General features: G+C 60.3%; 20 protein-coding genes. 14 read left to right on the forward strand and 6 right to left on the reverse strand.

Going from position 1 to position 16,697, the window contains the following annotated elements; genetic code table 11:
* The first annotated feature begins 42 nt into the window (after window positions 1-42).
* Window positions 43-723, forward strand: coding sequence for a thioredoxin family protein (locus tag IPM54_08640; protein ID MBK9259888.1), 681 nt, complete (start codon window positions 43-45; stop codon window positions 721-723).
* A 34-nt stretch (window positions 724-757) separates the two neighbouring features.
* On the opposite strand, the gene IPM54_08645 is transcribed toward IPM54_08640, so the two are convergent.
* Window positions 758-1,822, reverse strand: a complete 1,065-nt coding sequence (locus IPM54_08645; GenBank protein ID MBK9259889.1) for a hypothetical protein — start codon at window positions 1,820-1,822, stop codon at window positions 758-760.
* 69 nt (window positions 1,823-1,891) lie between these two features.
* Here IPM54_08645 and IPM54_08650 point away from each other — a divergent pair, with 69 nt between their 5' ends.
* Entirely contained in the window at window positions 1,892-2,518 is a 627-nt protein-coding gene (locus IPM54_08650; GenBank protein MBK9259890.1) for a DsrE family protein, read from the forward strand.
* A 16-nt stretch (window positions 2,519-2,534) separates the two neighbouring features.
* Here the strand turns inward: IPM54_08650 and IPM54_08655 are convergent, their stop codons facing one another.
* A complete protein-coding gene (locus IPM54_08655; protein MBK9259891.1) occupies window positions 2,535-3,266 on the reverse strand; it encodes a hypothetical protein in 732 nt (243 codons plus the stop codon).
* 60 nt (window positions 3,267-3,326) lie between these two features.
* A complete protein-coding gene (locus tag IPM54_08660; GenBank protein MBK9259892.1) occupies window positions 3,327-3,569 on the reverse strand; it encodes a cytochrome c in 243 nt (80 codons plus the stop codon).
* A gap of 768 nt (window positions 3,570-4,337) precedes the next feature.
* Here IPM54_08660 and IPM54_08665 point away from each other — a divergent pair.
* The 3 genes from IPM54_08665 (at window position 4,338) to chrA (ending at window position 6,485) form a co-directional block, all read left to right on the forward strand.
* Window positions 4,338-4,538 (forward strand): hypothetical protein, encoded by a 201-nt coding sequence (locus IPM54_08665; protein ID MBK9259893.1) that lies wholly within the window; start codon window positions 4,338-4,340, stop codon window positions 4,536-4,538.
* A gap of 130 nt (window positions 4,539-4,668) precedes the next feature.
* On the forward strand, window positions 4,669-5,292 hold the full coding sequence (locus IPM54_08670) for a hypothetical protein (GenBank protein ID MBK9259894.1): 624 nt from the start codon (window positions 4,669-4,671) through the stop codon (window positions 5,290-5,292).
* Window positions 5,292-6,485 carry a chromate efflux transporter gene (chrA, locus tag IPM54_08675; GenBank protein ID MBK9259895.1) on the forward strand — a complete coding sequence of 398 codons (1,194 nt, stop codon included), beginning with the start codon at window positions 5,292-5,294 and terminating at the stop codon, window positions 6,483-6,485. The genes IPM54_08670 and chrA overlap by 1 nt, the downstream gene beginning before the upstream one ends.
* A gap of 105 nt (window positions 6,486-6,590) precedes the next feature.
* On the opposite strand, the gene IPM54_08680 is transcribed toward chrA, so the two are convergent.
* From IPM54_08680 to IPM54_08690, 3 genes are read right to left on the reverse strand one after another with little or no spacing between them, the layout of a single operon-like run.
* Window positions 6,591-7,307 (reverse strand): MFS transporter, encoded by a 717-nt coding sequence (locus IPM54_08680; protein ID MBK9259896.1) that lies wholly within the window; start codon window positions 7,305-7,307, stop codon window positions 6,591-6,593.
* Window positions 7,304-7,516, reverse strand: a complete 213-nt coding sequence (locus IPM54_08685) for a hypothetical protein (GenBank protein MBK9259897.1) — start codon at window positions 7,514-7,516, stop codon at window positions 7,304-7,306. Before IPM54_08685 ends, IPM54_08680 begins: the two co-directional genes overlap by 4 nt.
* Window positions 7,513-8,193 (reverse strand): metalloregulator ArsR/SmtB family transcription factor, encoded by a 681-nt coding sequence (locus IPM54_08690; GenBank protein MBK9259898.1) that lies wholly within the window; start codon window positions 8,191-8,193, stop codon window positions 7,513-7,515. The genes IPM54_08685 and IPM54_08690 overlap by 4 nt, the downstream gene beginning before the upstream one ends.
* A gap of 274 nt (window positions 8,194-8,467) precedes the next feature.
* On the opposite strand from IPM54_08690, the gene IPM54_08695 reads away from it, so the two are divergent.
* The 9 genes from IPM54_08695 to IPM54_08735 all read left to right on the forward strand — a co-directional run bounded on the left by IPM54_08695 (window position 8,468) and on the right by IPM54_08735 (window position 16,668).
* Window positions 8,468-8,893: a hypothetical protein gene (locus IPM54_08695; protein MBK9259899.1), complete on the forward strand. Its 426-nt coding sequence runs from the start codon at window positions 8,468-8,470 to the stop codon at window positions 8,891-8,893.
* A 383-nt stretch (window positions 8,894-9,276) separates the two neighbouring features.
* The gene (locus tag IPM54_08700; GenBank protein ID MBK9259900.1) at window positions 9,277-10,176 is read left to right on the forward strand and encodes a transposase; all 900 of its coding nucleotides are present in this window, start codon (window positions 9,277-9,279) and stop codon (window positions 10,174-10,176) included.
* Between the two features lie 455 nt (window positions 10,177-10,631).
* Entirely contained in the window at window positions 10,632-11,357 is a 726-nt protein-coding gene (locus IPM54_08705; GenBank protein MBK9259901.1) for a hypothetical protein, read from the forward strand.
* Between the two features lie 23 nt (window positions 11,358-11,380).
* On the forward strand, window positions 11,381-11,824 hold the full coding sequence (locus IPM54_08710; protein MBK9259902.1) for a hypothetical protein: 444 nt from the start codon (window positions 11,381-11,383) through the stop codon (window positions 11,822-11,824).
* 244 nt (window positions 11,825-12,068) lie between these two features.
* Window positions 12,069-13,799, forward strand: a complete 1,731-nt coding sequence (locus tag IPM54_08715) for a hypothetical protein (protein MBK9259903.1) — start codon at window positions 12,069-12,071, stop codon at window positions 13,797-13,799.
* Between the two features lie 187 nt (window positions 13,800-13,986).
* Window positions 13,987-14,448, forward strand: coding sequence for a hypothetical protein (locus IPM54_08720; GenBank protein ID MBK9259904.1), 462 nt, complete (start codon window positions 13,987-13,989; stop codon window positions 14,446-14,448).
* Window positions 14,449-14,474: 26 nt separating this feature from the next.
* Window positions 14,475-15,182, forward strand: a complete 708-nt coding sequence (locus IPM54_08725) for a hypothetical protein (GenBank protein MBK9259905.1) — start codon at window positions 14,475-14,477, stop codon at window positions 15,180-15,182.
* The gene (locus IPM54_08730) at window positions 15,179-16,120 is read left to right on the forward strand and encodes a RimK domain-containing protein ATP-grasp (GenBank protein ID MBK9259906.1); all 942 of its coding nucleotides are present in this window, start codon (window positions 15,179-15,181) and stop codon (window positions 16,118-16,120) included. The genes IPM54_08725 and IPM54_08730 overlap by 4 nt, the downstream gene beginning before the upstream one ends.
* Window positions 16,117-16,668 (forward strand): hypothetical protein, encoded by a 552-nt coding sequence (locus tag IPM54_08735; protein ID MBK9259907.1) that lies wholly within the window; start codon window positions 16,117-16,119, stop codon window positions 16,666-16,668. Before IPM54_08730 ends, IPM54_08735 begins: the two co-directional genes overlap by 4 nt.
* Window positions 16,669-16,697 lie beyond the last annotated feature (29 nt).

The following is a 16,697-nucleotide window of genomic DNA, read 5'->3' on the forward strand; positions in this document are numbered from 1 at the left end:
CACGAACTTTGCCCCCGAACGCTTTTGTGGAACAATCGCACCATGAACATCCGCCTTCTCGTTTTCCTTCTAGCACTCGTCGCCGCCTGCAATAGCGAAAAACCCGCGCCCACGCCCGAGGCCAAGGCGCCATCCGTGCCCTCGGCGGCGCTTGCATCGGCGCCTGCGCCCGCGCCTGCGGCTGAAATCGGCAAACCCGCTCCTGATTTCACGCTCACGGACTACGAAGGAAAGTCGCACCATTTGGCCGATCACCGCGGCAAGATCGTCGTGCTCGAATGGTTCAACCCCGACTGCCCCTTCGTGAAGAATTCGTATACCAAAGGGTCGCTCAAGGGTTTGTCGAAGCGACTGGCGGAAAAGGGTGTCGTTTGGATCGGCATCAATTCGAATGCGAAAGGCAAACAAGGAAACGGTCCGGAAAGGGTCGCGGAGGGGAAAAAAGCATTTGGCATCGACAACGTGATCGTGGCCGATGAAACGGGCAACGTCGGCAAGATGTACGGCGCGACGAACACGCCGCACATGTACGTCATCGACGCGAAGGGGACACTCGTGTACCGAGGCGCCATCGACAATTCACCGGACGGCGAAGGGGAATCGCCGACGGATGGCAAATTGCGCAATCACGTCGAATCTGCGGTCGAGGACCTCTTGGCGGGACGCGCGGTGCAGGTGACCGACACGAAAGCGTATGGATGCAGCGTGAAATACGGCTCATGAAGCGCGCGCCAAGGCGCAGTTGCGCAAAGGCTCGTCAATCGAGCGACGGCAGTGCAAGCGCAATGCAGTTCTCCGGACCCGTAGCGAACGCCGAATAGGTTTGCTCGTACGGATAGCCATATCCGAAGAGCATGCACATTTCGTTGTCGCCAATTCCCTCCTCGATGGTCTTGTCGAACGTGTTTTGCCACGTGCAGGAAAAACGTGCCCCTTCACCTTGCGACAGGTCGATCGCGGGACGGTATTGCACGATGACGCCCTCGGTGCTGTAGCCGGGCGAATCCAAAAACAATTGCCCATCGAGCGGCCCGCCCATGAATTCGCCCGTGAATCGTGTTCCGAGCTGATGGACGTGAGGCAATACATTCACGACGTTCATGCCCGGAGGAATTCTGCAGCCGCCGATGCCCGTGTATTCGCTCTTGGGGGGAATCTTGAAACCCGAAAGCACCCAAATGAATGGCCCCATCAAGTGTTCGACGCGGCTTTCGTCGATGGTGTACCATTCGTACTTCGGCGCCACCTCGAGCGGCTCGGAGCTCGTGTTCAAGTAATGCATGCGCGCCACGATTTCTTGATTTTCACGCACGGGAAACCCCATTCCGGCCGGAAAGCTTTGCCATTCGGTCCCGATGACCTGCGTCGACGAACCGAAAAGCACTGCGCCCCCGTCGATGATATCGCCGGCTGGACCCCCGAGCGTCCCAGGTTCTTCCTCGGGACACATACGAATGCCTTCGCCCGTTTTTGGCCGCGACGTGATGTTGCCATGGTGCATCCCTTGGCCGACCGTGACATATCCGCCGCCGACGATGCGCGATGGACCCGTGATATCGAGCGGTAGCAGGTAGCAGACTTCCCGCTCTTCGCCGGGTGCAAGGGTTTCTTTGGGCAGATCGATGTGAAAGCCGCCGACGGCGTACATGGGCGGCTCGGCGAGAGGTTTGTCGCCTTTGCTGAAGGCGGGAAGCGCCGCGGCCGGAGCGTTCGCCTCGCCCCCGCATGCTGGCACGAAAAGCGCGAACATCATGCCGCACAAGCAGCGTGAGACGCGCCCATGTCGATGAAAACTCGATGTCGAAAGAATGCGCTGGCTCATGCGTCATGATACATCGAAAAGAAGACGCTTGTACACAGCAAACACGCGATCTCGACGAATGCGCTGCGCTTGAATAGTTCGGCCCGGACGCGAAACCCTGGACAGGCAATGGTCGTGCCGGAGCGAGCGGCTGCGCGAGCTTATCGAGGGCTCGCCGTGGCGTCCCCATTGCATTGCGGTTCGCTCATGCAGAAAACCGCACGCACAATCCATTCACAAAGGTTGATTCCGCTCGCGCTCGCGCTGGGACTTGCCGGCGGCATTGGCGGAACGCTGCTCTTACAGCCCAATACGACGGTCGCGCAGACGCGCGCACCAGCGCAGGCGCAGGCGCAAACGACCACGATGGTGCATTTGTCGAAATACGGGAGCGATTTTCACGCCGTACTGATGGCGCTCGAATCTGCGCGCTCGGTGCAACAGGCTGGGGGGAATGTCACGCTTCTGCTCGACCTCGAGGGTGTGCGATTGGCGGACAAGCGAATTCCGAGCGACGTGGCGGGGCATCCGCACATTGCGAGCGTGCATCAGATCTACGATGAAGTCGTGAAAGGGGGCGGTCAGGTGCTCGTGTGTGCGCATTGCGCATCGGTGGCGGGCATCGACAAGGGGTCCCTGAAGTCAGGTGCGCGATTGAGTAGCGGCCAGGAATTCGGAAGGGCCATTCGGGAAGCGACCCAGATATTGGATTATTGAAGGGCGAGCGAGCGCCCTACGTCGAGGGCTTGCTCCAGCGCACGGCGAGCTGATCCATTTCGCATCCCAATCCGTGTTCTCGGAGCGCACCGACGAGCAATCCGGCGGCACGCGCATCGAAGACGGGTAGCCCCGCAACCTCGGACCACACAGCCGTGCCGTGCAGCGGAATCGACGTGAGCAATATCTCCGAGCAATTGCGAAAATCGACCACACATTTCGCAAGCGACGCGAATGGATGGGTCAAGCCATCCGTGCAGATAGCGCTCAGTTGATTAACGAGCACTTTGGCCAGCATCGCGCGGTGTTCTTCCGGCAAGTCGTCGGGATATTCCACGGCAAACTCGTTGACCAAGCGTAATGGTTCGGTCCCTTCGCGCACATAAAGGTTGAAGCCGACCACGATGGCCCAACCGAGATCGAACGTCAGCCACGCGAGCTGGGCATGTCGCAGTTTGGGGTCGAGTGCATCGTTCGGGTTCGACACCAAGAGCGCGCGCGTCGCATCGATGCACATCGACGCGAATTGCTCGTAGTCCGCGCGTTCGGCTTTGCGCGGAGGCGGCGGCCAATACTTCCAGGTATCCATTTTCGGCATCGGGGCGTAACCTCGGATGCCGCGCAGTTGCAGCAGCCGCAGGCCTCGGCTGTAATCGAACCTATCGACCACGAGCGGCGGATAGCCCTGTTCGGTGAAGCGCCAGTGCAGGATGTCGCAAGCATCATAGTGGACGTGACCATTCGGCATGCTCGCGTCATAACACGATTCGGCGTGCGGCTGTGTTGTCTTGGCGCCGCGCGATACGACCTAGTGAGCTGCGTTCGAAGGCGCGTGCGGCGTTTTCGTGGCCGCAGTCCAGGCCTCGTCGTCCACGACCTTTTGCTTGAACGCGGCGTGGCAACCCGTACAGGTGGCCAGCGTTTTCCCAAGCGCCGAGAGCACGGCGTCCTTGTCCCCTTTTCGTGCCGCTTCCGCAATGGTGTCCGCCGTGCGGTGAAAATGGAGCGCCTGGTCGGTGATCCCGGGGCGCCGGCCCCCATGTGCGAACACATCTTGCCCATCTGTTCCGAATAACCGATTCGCGACGCCGCGCGCTCGATGCTCCCGTAATCGTTCGCCGCCATGGCGACGATGATCTCCTGCACGGCAACCAGATGATCCCGCATGTTTTGCTTTTGATGGTTGGCCTCTGGGCACAGGGTGGCGTGCGCTGTTCGTGCGCGGGCCGTCGCGGGCTGGCTTGGCTGCGGGCCCCGCGGGCGAGCGGGCCCGCCGGCGCGCCGCCCGCCGGCGGCGGCCGCCCGCGGGCCGGCGCGCGGACACTATGTTTCATCTATCGTTCCTTGTCGTTCGCACGGCTTCGTTCAGGGCCGCCATCGAATCGATCACCAATCTTTGCTTGTCTGCAGGAAGTGCGGACAGCAGCCGATCGAACTGCGCTCGACTCGCCGCCTCGATGCTCCGGGCAAGGCGGAGCCCCGGTTCGGTCAATCGCAGCCGCCACGCGCGCCTGTCCTTTGGGCTCCGGACCCGGCCGCTGTGGCTGGCTGGGCGGTGTGGGCGGGGGCTGGCTGCCCGGCTTGTTTCTGGACCTCGTGCTTCTGGCCTGAACCTCCCCTGTCGTGCGTCATTGTTCTGCCTCATCGCTCTTCGTTTTGCATTCGCGTCCCGTGGCTGCGCGGGCTTCGCGAAGCGGAAAAGCGAGCTCCGGGAGGCGGGCGCTCTGGACGGCTCGTTGCCGTGCTGCTGGCGCAAACGCTCGAGGGGGGGGGGGCGGCGGGCGTAGAGGCGGACTTTGCAGTGCGGTATGGGCCGCGCGTGAATGCAGTGCCGCAGGGCAATCCCATCGCGGGTGTGTCGCTTGCGCTCGCCGTGCTTTCACTCTTCGCGGCAGGAGGCTTGTTCTTCGTGGTACGTCGCTGGCGGCGCGCAGGGCAAACTCACGCGCCACAGCTGCCCAGCACGACGACGCGTGACGCTTACGACGAGCGAATCGACGACGAACTGCGCGCCATGTAATCGAGATAATTTCCAATGAAGACCAGGCTGATGCCGATTGCGCCTAGCTCGAATCCAGACGCGGTGAAAACATGTGTTGCTGGGGCACGACGTCTGTTGTATCGGTTTTCGATATCGAAGGTCGTGTTCCATGTTGACAAACCACGAGACTGCATCGACAGGCCGCGAAAAAAGGCCGCTTCGGACACTCCTTCCGGCCGCAGGGATTCGTTTGGTCGTGCTCTTTGCTGTGCTGAGCCTTGGCGCGTGTTCGCGCGAGTCGTCAACGGCTGCGACGAACGCGGGATCGCCCTCTGCGCCCGCAACGAGCAGCGCGGCACAAGGAGGAGCGGCGTGGCTCGGCACGGGAACGACCGACGAACGCTTCGCACGCGTCGCGAAGCATCTTCGCGGTTTCGACGTCGCCATGGCGGAAACGGGGTACCGCTACGGCGAGCTCTATTGGGCGGGGCAGGATGAGAACTGGGATTACGCGAAGTACCAAGCGGAAAAGATCCGGACCACCGTGCGTAACGGGGTCGAGCGGCGTCCCAAACGAGCGCAATCGGCACAGATGCTCGATGGAGCGATGCGGGGCATCGAAGAGGCCATCACCGCAAAGGATCCCGCGCTCTTTGCGGAGCGCTTCGATGCGCTCACGACCACGTGCAATGCATGCCACCACGCTGAGCAAGTTGCGTTCGTGCACATCAGGCGCCCCACGATGCGATTGTCCCCAGTGGGCCCTCTACCGGCGGACGCAGGTGCACCGTGATCGAGCGCACAGGCGCCGAGTCACAGCAGAGCACGCCGACTTCGCTGCGTGAGCTTGCGGCGCTGTTTTTCCGGCTCGGCGCGACGGCATTCGGGGGCCCGGCTGCCCACATCGCCATGATGCAGGATGAAGTGGTGCGGCGGCGAAAATGGCTTTCGGACGAGCGGTTCCTCGACATGCTCGGCGCAACGAACCTCATTCCAGGCCCCAATTCGACCGAAATGGCCATTCATATCGGATACGAACGAGCGGGATGGCGGGGCCTTCTGGTTGCAGGTGCGAGCTTCATCGTTCCAGCAACCTTGATCACGGCCCTCTTTGGCTGGGCGTATGTACGATTCGGAGCCTTGCCGGATGTCGCGTGGCTCCTTTATGGCGTAAAGCCGGTCATTCTCGCAGTGGTCGTGCAGGCAATCTGGGGGCTTGCTCCCAAGGCTGCGCGGACGACGAGCTTGCGAATTCTTGCTGTGCTCTCGATCATCGCGGCGTGGATGGGCATCCATGAGCTGGCGGTGCTTTTCGGCGCGGGAGCCGTCACGATACTCGGCCACTTCTTCCGGCGCGATTCGAAGAACGGTACGTCGACGTCCAGCGCGCTCGTTTTGTCTTTGGCGCCCATTGCGACTACGACGGCCGCGACGTCGTTTTCGCTAAACTCCTTATTTTGGGTATTTTTCAAAGCAGGGGCGTTGTTATTCGGAAGCGGCTACGTGCTGCTTGCGTTCCTTCGCGCGGATATCGTCGAGCGATTCGGTTGGCTCACCGAGGCGCAGCTCGTGGACGCCATTGCAGTCGGTCAAGTAACGCCTGGCCCTGTATTCACGACGGCGACGTTCATTGGTTATGTGCTCGCGGGGCCTGTCGGAGCGTCTGTCGCGACATCGGCCATTTTCCTGCCCGCATTCGTATTCGTTGCATTGAGTGGCCCGCTCGTGCCACGCCTGCGCAAATCAGCGACTGCGGCAGCTTTTCTCGATGGCGTGAACGTCGCGTCTCTCGCGCTCATGGCGGTCGTGACGGCGCAGCTCGGCCGAGCCGCCATGGTGGATGTGGTGACCGTCGTACTCGGGCTCACAAGCGCCGTCGTGCTCGTGCGCTGGAAGCCCAATTCGACATGGTTGGTGCTGGGTGGGGCTGCTTTGGGGTGGATTGCGCACGCGGTCGGGATCGTAGGCATTTGGGGCGGCCAGTGAGCTGCGGCGTGGACCCCTCGCTCCTTGAGTGGCTCAATTCATCCAGACTCGTGGGCCGCCGCATGGGGACCGAGCCGAGGTACGCCATGCCGTCGTTCAGGTTGTTCACCAGCCCCGCCTGGCTGATGCTCGAAAGATTCTTGTCGAAGAGGGAAGTACGCCCAAAATTTCACGCTGCGTCGGCATACCTTCCGGATCAAGCTCGCCATGCAGGTTCGATTCGGCAGCAACGTGATGTTTCGTCTCGCGTACGACGAGCACCGAGAGCAATAGACCGAGCGCGACGTAACCGACGCCGAGATAAAACGGTTCGGGGCGCAATCCGTAATGCGCCGCCACGAAGCCCGTCGCGAGTGCACTTGCAGCAACGGCGAAATAGCCGGCGAACTCGTTCAGCCCCATCGCGAGCCCGCGTTTCTGGGGCCCCGCGAGGTCGATCTTCATGATGACCGTCGTCGACCACGTGAGCCCCTGGCTGATGCCCAGGAGCGCATTTGCGAAGAGCACCCAGGTCCAACTCGGCGCCCACATCAGGAGGAACGGCACGGGGGTCGCCACGAGCCAGCCCCCGACCAGGATGTGTTTGCGTCCAAAACGATCCGACAGGCGCCCAGCAAGATAATTCGTCAATGCTTTGGTTACGCCAAACACGACGATGAACGAGAGCACGGCCGACTTCGCCGCGAGGTGGAACTCCTGCTCGGCGATCGATGGCAGAATCGTACGCTCGAGGCCCACCATTGCTCCGACAAACGCGTTTACGACGACGAGCAACGAGAATTGCCCGAGGTTTTCGCGCAAGCCCAGGCGAACGTGATTCATTGACGAGTTTCCTTGCGTCCCTGATTGATGCGGAGGATTTGCTCCATGGCCGCGGGCTTGGGCGGAACGTCGGAGACAGCCTCGATGAACTCCTCACGTGACATCGAAAGGAGCGGATTCCACCGCCTCTCGGAGGCAATCGTGCTCGAGTAGCCAACGAGGTACGCGGGGCAGCCAGTTTCGAAGTCATCGTAGGGCTTGAAAATCATTGGCGTGCTCCTTCGCTCTCGACGCGCCAGCCTCGAGCGCGCCAGTCGACGACGCCGTGCTCCATCCGGTGAGCGACAAAGCCTTTCTTGCGAAGCAAATCGACGGCTTCGACCGCCATCACGCAGTACGGGCCGCGGCAGTACGCGACGATCTCGCCGTCCTTCGGCAGTTCGTGGAGTCGGGCTTCGATCTCGCCGACGGGGATGGAAAGTGCGCCTGGAATGTGTCCGGCGCGGTACTCCTCGGGCGGGCGCACGTCGAGCACGGTGACCTCTCCGGCCCTCACGCGCCGGAGCAATTCTTCACCGCCGACCGCCTCCATCGCGCCGCGCTGCTCGAAGTACTCCTGGGTGACTCGATCGACTTCGGCAAGGCGCGCCTCGGCGAGCCCGCGCAGTGCAAGGAAGAATCGGCAGACATCCTCGTCTGCGACACGGTACTCGACGTAGAGTCCTTTTTTGTCGGCATCGACGAGCCGAGCAGCCCGGAGCACCTGCAGATGCTGCGAGGCGTTCGCGACAGAGATGGCGGCTTGCTCGGCAAGCGCTTCGACGGTGCGTGGGCCCTGGCAGAGCAGGTCCAGAAGCTCGAGCCGCTTCGGTGCAGAGACGGCTTTTCCGACCCGCGCGAACTGCTCGTAGATGGTGTCCTTGAAGCGCCGATGGGGCGTGGTCATGCGCTCAAGCATTCAACTGATTGATTGAATGGTCAAGGGTCGACGTGCATGACGCAAACGAGCTGGGCACCATCGCGGTCATTGAGCGATCGGTGGGTATCCGCTGCCCCACGATGCGATGCGATTGTCCCCGGTAGGTCCCATGCTGGCGGGAGCAGGTGCAGCGCGCCGCTGCACCCACTGCAAACGCGACCGTGCGTCGAAAAGTTGCGCTTGCAGTCGATGCGGACGCGAGTTGCGCACAAGCGTCGTGCTACGCTCGCCCGAAGACACGATGCGAAGCTGGCAGGCAGTGGGACAGCAGAAGTTCCTCGTCGAGGATGACGTCGTCCACTGGGAAGTTTGTGGCAACATATCGGCCCGCGAGCTCACGACCATTTTCGAAGAGGGCGTCCACATTCAGAATGCCCGCGGCTATGCGTTATTTTGCATCAACATTTCCGGCGACTGGTCGTTTCCATTGGAAGCACGACGGGCGCTGGCGCAGTTTCACCGCACCCACACGGCCGTTGGCGCAACGGCCATCGTGGGCATCAGCGCGAATAAGGCGCTGTTCATCGACCTCGTGCTGCGCGGCATAGCCAAGGTGAGCGGCCATCGCCCGAATACGCGCTTTTTCGGCGCAATGCAGGAAGCGGCTGTATGGCTCGACGATGCGCGCGTCCAGTTGCACGAGCGTCTGCGTACACAGAAACAATGAACGCAACGAGCCAGATGCAATGAATTTCCGCGTTATGAAGCGTTCACATTTGTGACTCTTGGACTGGTGATGTTGCGCACCTAACGATCGCCGAGACAATCGCCTTGGTTTTCGCGATTCGTACGACGAGCCGTCGTGCCGCGGGCGGGTCGAGCATCGGCCCTGCAAGCAATGGTAGACCATTCGGTGGAAACGTGCAGGCGCATGCCGGCGACTGAATTGGTTGATGTAAGGACCAACACATCACCTGGCGGCCGCCATGGCGGGGGGTGGCGGCGGGGCGATTCCGCCAACGTCGGATGGTCATAACATATTGGAATCATTGAGTTCCAGTCATGGCACGGAACTCGCTACGTGCAAACCAGACCAAACTGGAGCGACACATGTCATACGCTCGAAAGATTCTTCCCGGTAAGACCTATTTGGTGACACGACGTACCATATGTCGATATTTTTTACTTCGTCCTGATGATGAAATGAAGGAGCTCGTTGAGTATTCATTGGCGGTGGCAGCGCGTGTTTACGGTGTGAAGGTGCATGCATTTTGCGCAATGTCGACGCACATTCACCTCGTGGTGACGGATCCGCACGGAGTGCTTCCGCTTTTCCTGGCCTACTTCCATCGATTCGTCGCAATGGGAACGAAGACCCTCCGCCGCTGGGAGGGTTCGATGTGGGATTCGGAGCAACCGAGTGTCGTGGAATTGTTGACGCGAAAATCGATTGTCGAGAAAATCGCGTATGTGCTGGCAAACCCTGTTGCGGCGGGGGCGGTACTCGAGCCGGAGGAATGGCCAGGCGCGAAAACGCGGGCTATTGATATTGGTCAGACGGTGCTGAAAACGACGCGTCCGAAGGTGTATTTCGATGCGACAAAATGGCGAGATGTGGTGGATTTGCCAATCACGTTGCCGCCTACGATTGCAGAAGCGGAGGCTCGAGCATTTCGTGATGATGTTGCGACGGCATTGGCGCACGAAGTGGCGGAGGCTCGGAAAACCATTGCGCCGGAAAACGTTCTGGGGGCAAAACGAGCGGCAACGATTTCGACGGAAACACGGTCGAAGACGCCGGAACCGACGCGCAAGCTGAATCCGACATTCGCAGCGGGTCGAGGTTGCGGTGCCATTGCGGCTGCCGCTCGGCGTGCGGTGACCGCGTTTCGGGCGGCGTATCGTGAGGCGCTCGAGCAGTGGAGTATGGGCAACCGTGATGTGGCGTTTCCTGCAGGAACGTGGTGGATGCGCGTGTTCCACGCGGTAAACATCGGCGGCAGCATTTGATCGGCCAGCATAGAATGTCATTGCGTGACGGGCTGAATGAATCGGCATTCTGCCAATGCAGACGTGTGTCCCGCGGCGGGAATATTTCAAGAAAACGTAAACAATTGTACATCACGAGCGCGGCATGCGTGATGCGGGCGTGCTGATGCGACGCATTGTGTGATTTCGCATTCGATTTTGGTGTGCCAGAGCGGAGTCGGCACCGGACGCGTGAGCACCGGACGCGTGGCGTGCACCACGTCGAAAGTGGTGCGGGGACCGGCAGCACGTTGCGTGCCGAGTGAAAGTGGCTGCTTTTACCGGGGGACTTGCGAGATGAGTGGGGATGCTTGCCTGGCGGCCGCCAAGGTGGGTGGGAGCTTCTCTCTCTTGCCTGGCGGCCGCCAAGGTGGGTGGGAGCTTCTCTTCTCTCGCTCATTGTACCCTCCGCCTGTCACGTGTATCCTGGATCCACCATGACGCGCAAAGCAAGCCGTGGCGCAGTCCCATCATCGATGTGCATGCTCGCGCTTTTGCTGTCCGCCGCGTGCACCGCCACCAGCGACCGCCCCGCCGGCCACGGCAGCCCGTCCGCCGCGACAAGTGCAAGCGTTGCCTTGCCCGATGCCGGTTTGCCCCCTGCGGACGCTCGCGACGCAATGACCGACGCGCCAAGCGACGCGGATGTCTCGGCATTGGCACGATATCATCGTGGCGAATGGGCCATCCAGCGAAATGGTGGCACGGTGCTCTTCGAAACGTACGGCGGCACGACCGAATGCAAACCATTGCCCGCCGAACGACCCAAGGGCTTGTCCATCTATTACCTTCAGCGCGGATACGAACCCGGCGACATGACCTATTTCGGATTGACCGATGCCGCTTCCTGCCGATTTGCGTGGGCACTCATATGGCTCGACCCCCCGCAAGCCGCGTGTCGCGTGACGAACACGGCCGCGCTCGACAAGCTTTACGCCGAAATGCACAAGCTGCAACTGCATGCAATTCGGAGCAAAGAACTCCATGCCGTGTCGCCTCATCGCGGCGGCCGAGGGCTCGTCATGCGCTGGCCAGGGAGTCATTGCGAAGTATCGGACATGGGCAGCTCCGAGGTCGACGAGGCCGATCGCGGTCGTTTCGATGCGGCGCTCGAGGCTTTTCGCAACGCGTACGAAGCGGCCAAGGTGCCCGGAAGCCGGTAAATGTCCAAGGAGGTCATGTGCTCATGAAAAAAAAGACGTTGTTCAGCGGGCTCTGCATTGCAGTGGGTCTCGCTTTGGCCAGTGTCGTCGGTTGCGTGAACGAGGAACCTTGCGAATGCATTCAATCGTTCGGCAATCCGAACATGACGAGTGCCGACATAGAACGACTCGTCGACGTGGGATTCAAGCAATGTTTCGATCACAACGAGCCGAACGCCCTCAGCGATGATAGTCGCTGCTTGCCAACCGTCGTGGGTACCGACGCGCGAAACGGGAAATCGCTCACCGTGGGGTATTTTTGCTCGGATGTTTGCCCCGATTACGGCCACATCAACGTCAGCTACACAGGCGTCAGCGAAGCCGAGTGTTGTTCTGTCGGAGGTATCCCGGCAAAAGACCCCGGATGGGGAGGGTACATGGGGTGTTTTCCACCGGAAATTCCCGTGAGCACCAACGGTTGCCCATAACACTTAGCAAACAATTCGCCTGTCTCTTCACGCTCGCGAATTGCGAGAAACGCACCGCTTCGGTAATGCATGAGATGATTGCGACGGCAAACGCGCCGCGCGATTGAATTCCGCTTCGACAAACGCGTGCGTCGATGTCAAAGACGCGAACTGTCGAGGTTACCCGCCTCGATCGTTCCGTACGCGCTCGCAACTTGGGATTCTCGAGTCGGCGTCGCTTCAATGACCTTTGTGGAGACCTTCAATGATCGTTCTACGTACGATCCAAAGCGCGGCCTTGTTGGCCGTTGCGGCGGGTTTCGGGCTTGGTTGCAGTGATCCTTCCTGTGACGTCGCGCAATCGCCTAACCGCGACGAACCCGTCGAGGCAGCTTGCGCAAATACCGCGACGGGGACATTTCACGATCAAAAACTCGAAGTGGACGGCAAGGAGCGATATTACTTCCTCCACGTGCCGAAAAAGTATTCATGCGCAAACCCCGCGCCGCTCTTCGTCGATTTCCACGGCACGTCGACAGGCTCGCGGCCCGAAGAAAGTTACGCGCAAGACGAGCTGGAGGCGCTCTCCGAAGCCAATGGGTTCATTCTCGTACGGCCGCGGTCCCTTTCCAGCGAAGAAAAGGGGGCCCAAGTGTACCGGTGGGACCAAAACGAAGGCGACGTCGAGCGCAACGTGGTGTTCGCCGAGGCGCTCGTGCAGGAGATCGTATCGCAATATCGCATCGATCCCAAGAGGATGTACATTTCGGGATTTTCGAGCGGCACGAACATGGCCGCGCAACTCCTTACGGGCACACCGTTTACGTTCAGTGGTTTCGGATTGATCGGCGGCGGGTCGTGGGATGACCCCGAGCTATCGACCTACACGACCGAAGCCCCGTGGATTTACACGCTCACCGGATATCGCGATTACATGATCGAATACCTTCGCGAATTCGACGAAGCGCTGGCCGAGGCAAACTTCCCGGCCGACCAGCGAATGAATCGCGAAGTACATACCGGCCACGACCTTTATGGTTGGCATTACGAAGAAATGTGGCAATGGATGGACCGTGGCGCCGCGCCAAAGCCTGGCGACGTGGCCGAGCCGTGGGCCGTCGAAGCGCTACCGACCACCGAAAGCTTGCTCGCCCTGGCAAAGAACCCCGCGGGTGACGTGATTGCAACGGGCAGCGGCGGGTCCTTCTTCAAGCGCGATGCTGCATCGGGCGTGTGGACCAAAGTCGGACAGGTGACCGACGATCGCTCGTCGTATAGCACGTCGCTCTGCTTTTTGCCTTCGGGCGTGGGCATTGCCGTGGGCGGAATGCTCGTCGCGCGTACCGACGATGGGGGCGCGACGTGGACGCGAGGAAAAGACATTCCCGAATTCCAGCGCGATGCCTTCGGCAGCTCGTACCTCAACGCCGTCACGTGCGCCGAAAATGGACGCATTTACGGCGGTGGGTATTGGACGGGCGTCACGAGCGCCGATGGCGGCAAAACGTGGCTCGGCGCCGAGATGAACAACGACGGATACCTCGCGCAGGTCTCGGGGCTCGCGAGGCACGCGGAAACGGTCGTGTCCGTAGGATATTACGGGTACATCGGTCGGAGCGAGGGGGACGGGGAATTCGAGGCGATTTGGCACCCCGGAAAGTCGCAATGGTTCAACGGGGTCGCGGCAGCCGATGGAGGCAACTTTTGGGTCGTCGGCGAGGCTGGGGAAATCTTGCATTCGGCCGACGATGGCAAGACGTGGAATCGCCAAATCACGCCGACAAAGGTGGATCTGTATGCGGTTTCGTTCCGAGATGCAGCCACCGGGGTCGCGGTGGGCCAGTCGGGGACCGCGTTCGTCACCAAAGACGGCGGGGCGACCTGGGTGAATGTGCCCACCGGCGTGGATCGATATTTCGGAGCAATATCGTTCGTCGGCGCAAATGAGGCGATCATTGCAGGCGAGCGAGGCACGGTGCTCCGGACTTCTCTCTGATTACCCTGCAAAGTCGTAGCTTACTTTTGGCGGCAGGCCTGGAAAGCCTGCCGCTTTTCATTTGAACGCAACCGAGCTCTGCACGGCTACCGGTCCGGCCAGGTCGAACGCATTTACACGGCAAGGGGGCAAGCCGATGCGCAGCGTCGCGCATGGCGTCGAGCCTCGTCGAAAGGCGGGATGATCCATGGGCATTCATCGCAAAGACCATAAGGACAAGGATAAGGACCGCAAAGACAAGGACGGCAAGGACCGCAAAGACAAGGACGGCAAAGACCGCAAAGACAAAGACGGCAAAGACCGCAAGGAAAAGGACCGCAAAGACAAGGATAAGGACCGCAAGGACAAGGACGGCAAAGACCGCAAAGACAAGGACGGCAAAGACCGCAAAGACAAAGACGGCAAGGACCGTAAAGACAAGGACGGCAAAGACCGCAAGGAAAAGGACCGCAAAGACAAGGACGGCAAGGATCGTAAGGACCGCGATCACATCGGGTTCCGAATCAACGATCCGGTCGGCGACTTGCCCGTCGACGACATGCATTACGAAGAATCGGAGATCGACGAGTGGACGCCGTTCATCGACGAAGACGAACGGCCCGAGGTAGGTTTGTCCGCTTTCGATCCCGAGGACGAGGACACCGAATAACCGAAATGAATGCGTGAGGTGATGTCATGATCCTGGTGCTTGCGAATCGCGCGGACGAAGGGGCCGCGGCGCTCGTCGATCGTTGGCAATACGTGGGCGCTAGGATTGTCCTGCCCGAAATGCTTTCGGCATGGGGCTTCAGCTACCGCGCTGGCGGGAAAGAGAGCGCGAGAGCCATGGTCGATTGCGACGTGGATGAATCATGCATACGCGGAGTGCTCGTACGAATGCACGCGGCATTGCCGTCGGATGTCACGTATGTTCGCGCGAGTGACCGCAGTTATGTAGCCACGGAAATGACTGCATTTCTCCTCGCGTGGCTCTCGGCTCTCTCCTGTCCTGTGCTCGGGCGACCCACGTCGACGTCCCTCGCGGGCCCCATGCTTCGGCCCGAACAATGGCTTCATGTGGCAGGCAAAGCCGGCGTGCCGGTTCGTCCGGTACGCCGATCGTCGCGGCAATCGAATCAAGAAAAGCCCATCGTGACCGAAGTGGTCACGGTCGTGGAAAACGAATGCATCGGGGCTCGGTCGGAGGCGCTCGCCGACCGAGCCCTCGCGGTGGCTCGCGCTGCCAATGCACGACTCGTCACGACCTACTTCGAAGGGCCGCTCGACAATCCAGTGTTCGTTCATGCAGATACGTGGGTGGACCTCGACGACCCCGACATCGAGGGCGCCGTGCTTTCGATTCTGTGCGGCCAGCAAGCTCGTGAAAAGGAGATGGTCCCATGATTTTCGTTTGGGGTTTGCCCGGCGACGAACCTGTCGCCACCGTGCTCCGCGCGCTCGAAAAACGAAATGCGCCCCATTTCTTTTTCAATCAGCACGACGTCGTTTCGGCTGAAGTCGAAATGGAGGTGTCCGCAAACATCGCCGGCACGTTGACCATTGGCGAGAAAAAACTGGACCTCGCCAGCGTCACGGCGGCCTATTTGCGGCCCTACGAATCCATTCGCGTGCCTGCCGTGGCGGGCGCTGGAGAACAAAGCGAGCTATATGCACGTGCGCAACAAATCGACGACATTCTCACGTCGTGGTGCGAAATGACCGATGCATTCGTCGTCAATCGCCCCGTGGACATGGCGCCGAATGGGTCGAAGCCTTACCAGGCAATGATGATCGAGGCTGCCGGGTTTCTCGTGCCGGAGACGATGATCACGACATCGGCCGAAGACGTGTGCGGTTTCGAAGCGGAGCATGGGGCGATCATTTACAAATCGACGAGCGGCGTGCGCAGCATCGTTTCGCGGTTTTCCGCGAAAAAACAGCGCGAAAAGCTCGCGAAGCTGCCCGCGTGCCCGACGCAATTCCAGAGGCGGATTCCTGGAAAAGATTACCGCGTTCACGTGGTCGGCGATGCCGTATTCGCGTCTCGTATCGTCACGACCGTGGACGATTACCGCTACGCATCGAGGCTCAAAGGCTCGACGAAAATGAAGGCGGCCACGTTGCCCGACGATATCGCGGAGAAATGCATTCGGATGGCTCATTCCATGCAGCTTTGGGTGGCCGGCGTCGACTTGCGACGCACACCGGATGGGGAATGGTATTGTTTCGAGGTCAACCCGTCGCCTGGGTTTACGTTTTTCCAGGAAGCATCGGGATACGCCATCGACGATGCGATTGCGGAGCTGCTCGTGTCGAAAGGCTCGGCAGGGAATGCACCATGAAGCGGCGCGCGACGGAGAAGGCAACGTTTACCAATTCGACCGATAAGCTGGTCACGTTGCGGCAATCCGCCGAGACATGGATCAGCGCGACGGATGGTAAGGCGATGGCCCTGCTCGGAGCGGGCGGGGCCATTCTCGCGTTCGCGGCGTTTCAGACGACCCAGCAAACGTCCTCGACGCTGCCCTTTTTCTCGGGCATCTTTTTTGCGCTTTTTTGTTGCTTTGGCGTCATGAGCTGCATTTCTTCGGTTTGTTGCCTATGGCCTCGAATCGAAAGAAAACGGGTACTTCGAGAAAAAAGCGTCCAGCCGCTGCTGAAATCACCCAGTGTATTTTGGGAGCTCGCCGACCTCGACGCTGATAATTTCGAAGTCCACGCAGCCTACGTCACCGACGAGACCTACCGAAGGGACCAGCTCGAGCAAGCCATGTTCGCAACGTGGGTCGCAAAGCAAAAATTATATTACTTGAAAATCTCGATATTGCTCTTTCTGGGCGCGCTTCTCGCGCTCTTCCTCTCGCTGCTACTATCGATTCTGTACTCTTGAGACAGCATTCCCATGGCGATTCCATGGGC

The sequence above is a fragment of the Polyangiaceae bacterium genome (assembly GCA_016715885.1).
GTDB lineage: Bacteria > Myxococcota_A > Polyangia > Polyangiales > Polyangiaceae > Polyangium.

Coding starts and splice junctions, on each gene's coding strand:
- IPM54_08640 (MBK9259888.1), top strand. CDS start 43: ATGAACATCCGCCTTCTCGTTTTCCTTCTAGCACTCGTCGCCGCCTGC.
- IPM54_08645 (MBK9259889.1), bottom strand. CDS start 1,822: ATGAGCCAGCGCATTCTTTCGACATCGAGTTTTCATCGACATGGGCGC.
- IPM54_08655 (MBK9259891.1), bottom strand. CDS start 3,266: ATGCCGAATGGTCACGTCCACTATGATGCTTGCGACATCCTGCACTGG.
- IPM54_08670 (MBK9259894.1), top strand. CDS start 4,669: ATGTTGACAAACCACGAGACTGCATCGACAGGCCGCGAAAAAAGGCCG.
- IPM54_08680 (MBK9259896.1), bottom strand. CDS start 7,307: ATGAATCACGTTCGCCTGGGCTTGCGCGAAAACCTCGGGCAATTCTCG.
- IPM54_08685 (MBK9259897.1), bottom strand. CDS start 7,516: ATGATTTTCAAGCCCTACGATGACTTCGAAACTGGCTGCCCCGCGTAC.
- IPM54_08690 (MBK9259898.1), bottom strand. CDS start 8,193: ATGACCACGCCCCATCGGCGCTTCAAGGACACCATCTACGAGCAGTTC.
- IPM54_08695 (MBK9259899.1), top strand. CDS start 8,468: ATGCGAAGCTGGCAGGCAGTGGGACAGCAGAAGTTCCTCGTCGAGGAT.
- IPM54_08700 (MBK9259900.1), top strand. CDS start 9,277: ATGTCATACGCTCGAAAGATTCTTCCCGGTAAGACCTATTTGGTGACA.
- IPM54_08705 (MBK9259901.1), top strand. CDS start 10,632: ATGACGCGCAAAGCAAGCCGTGGCGCAGTCCCATCATCGATGTGCATG.
- IPM54_08710 (MBK9259902.1), top strand. CDS start 11,381: ATGAAAAAAAAGACGTTGTTCAGCGGGCTCTGCATTGCAGTGGGTCTC.
- IPM54_08715 (MBK9259903.1), top strand. CDS start 12,069: ATGATCGTTCTACGTACGATCCAAAGCGCGGCCTTGTTGGCCGTTGCG.
- IPM54_08720 (MBK9259904.1), top strand. CDS start 13,987: ATGGGCATTCATCGCAAAGACCATAAGGACAAGGATAAGGACCGCAAA.
- IPM54_08725 (MBK9259905.1), top strand. CDS start 14,475: ATGATCCTGGTGCTTGCGAATCGCGCGGACGAAGGGGCCGCGGCGCTC.
- IPM54_08730 (MBK9259906.1), top strand. CDS start 15,179: ATGATTTTCGTTTGGGGTTTGCCCGGCGACGAACCTGTCGCCACCGTG.
- IPM54_08735 (MBK9259907.1), top strand. CDS start 16,117: ATGAAGCGGCGCGCGACGGAGAAGGCAACGTTTACCAATTCGACCGAT.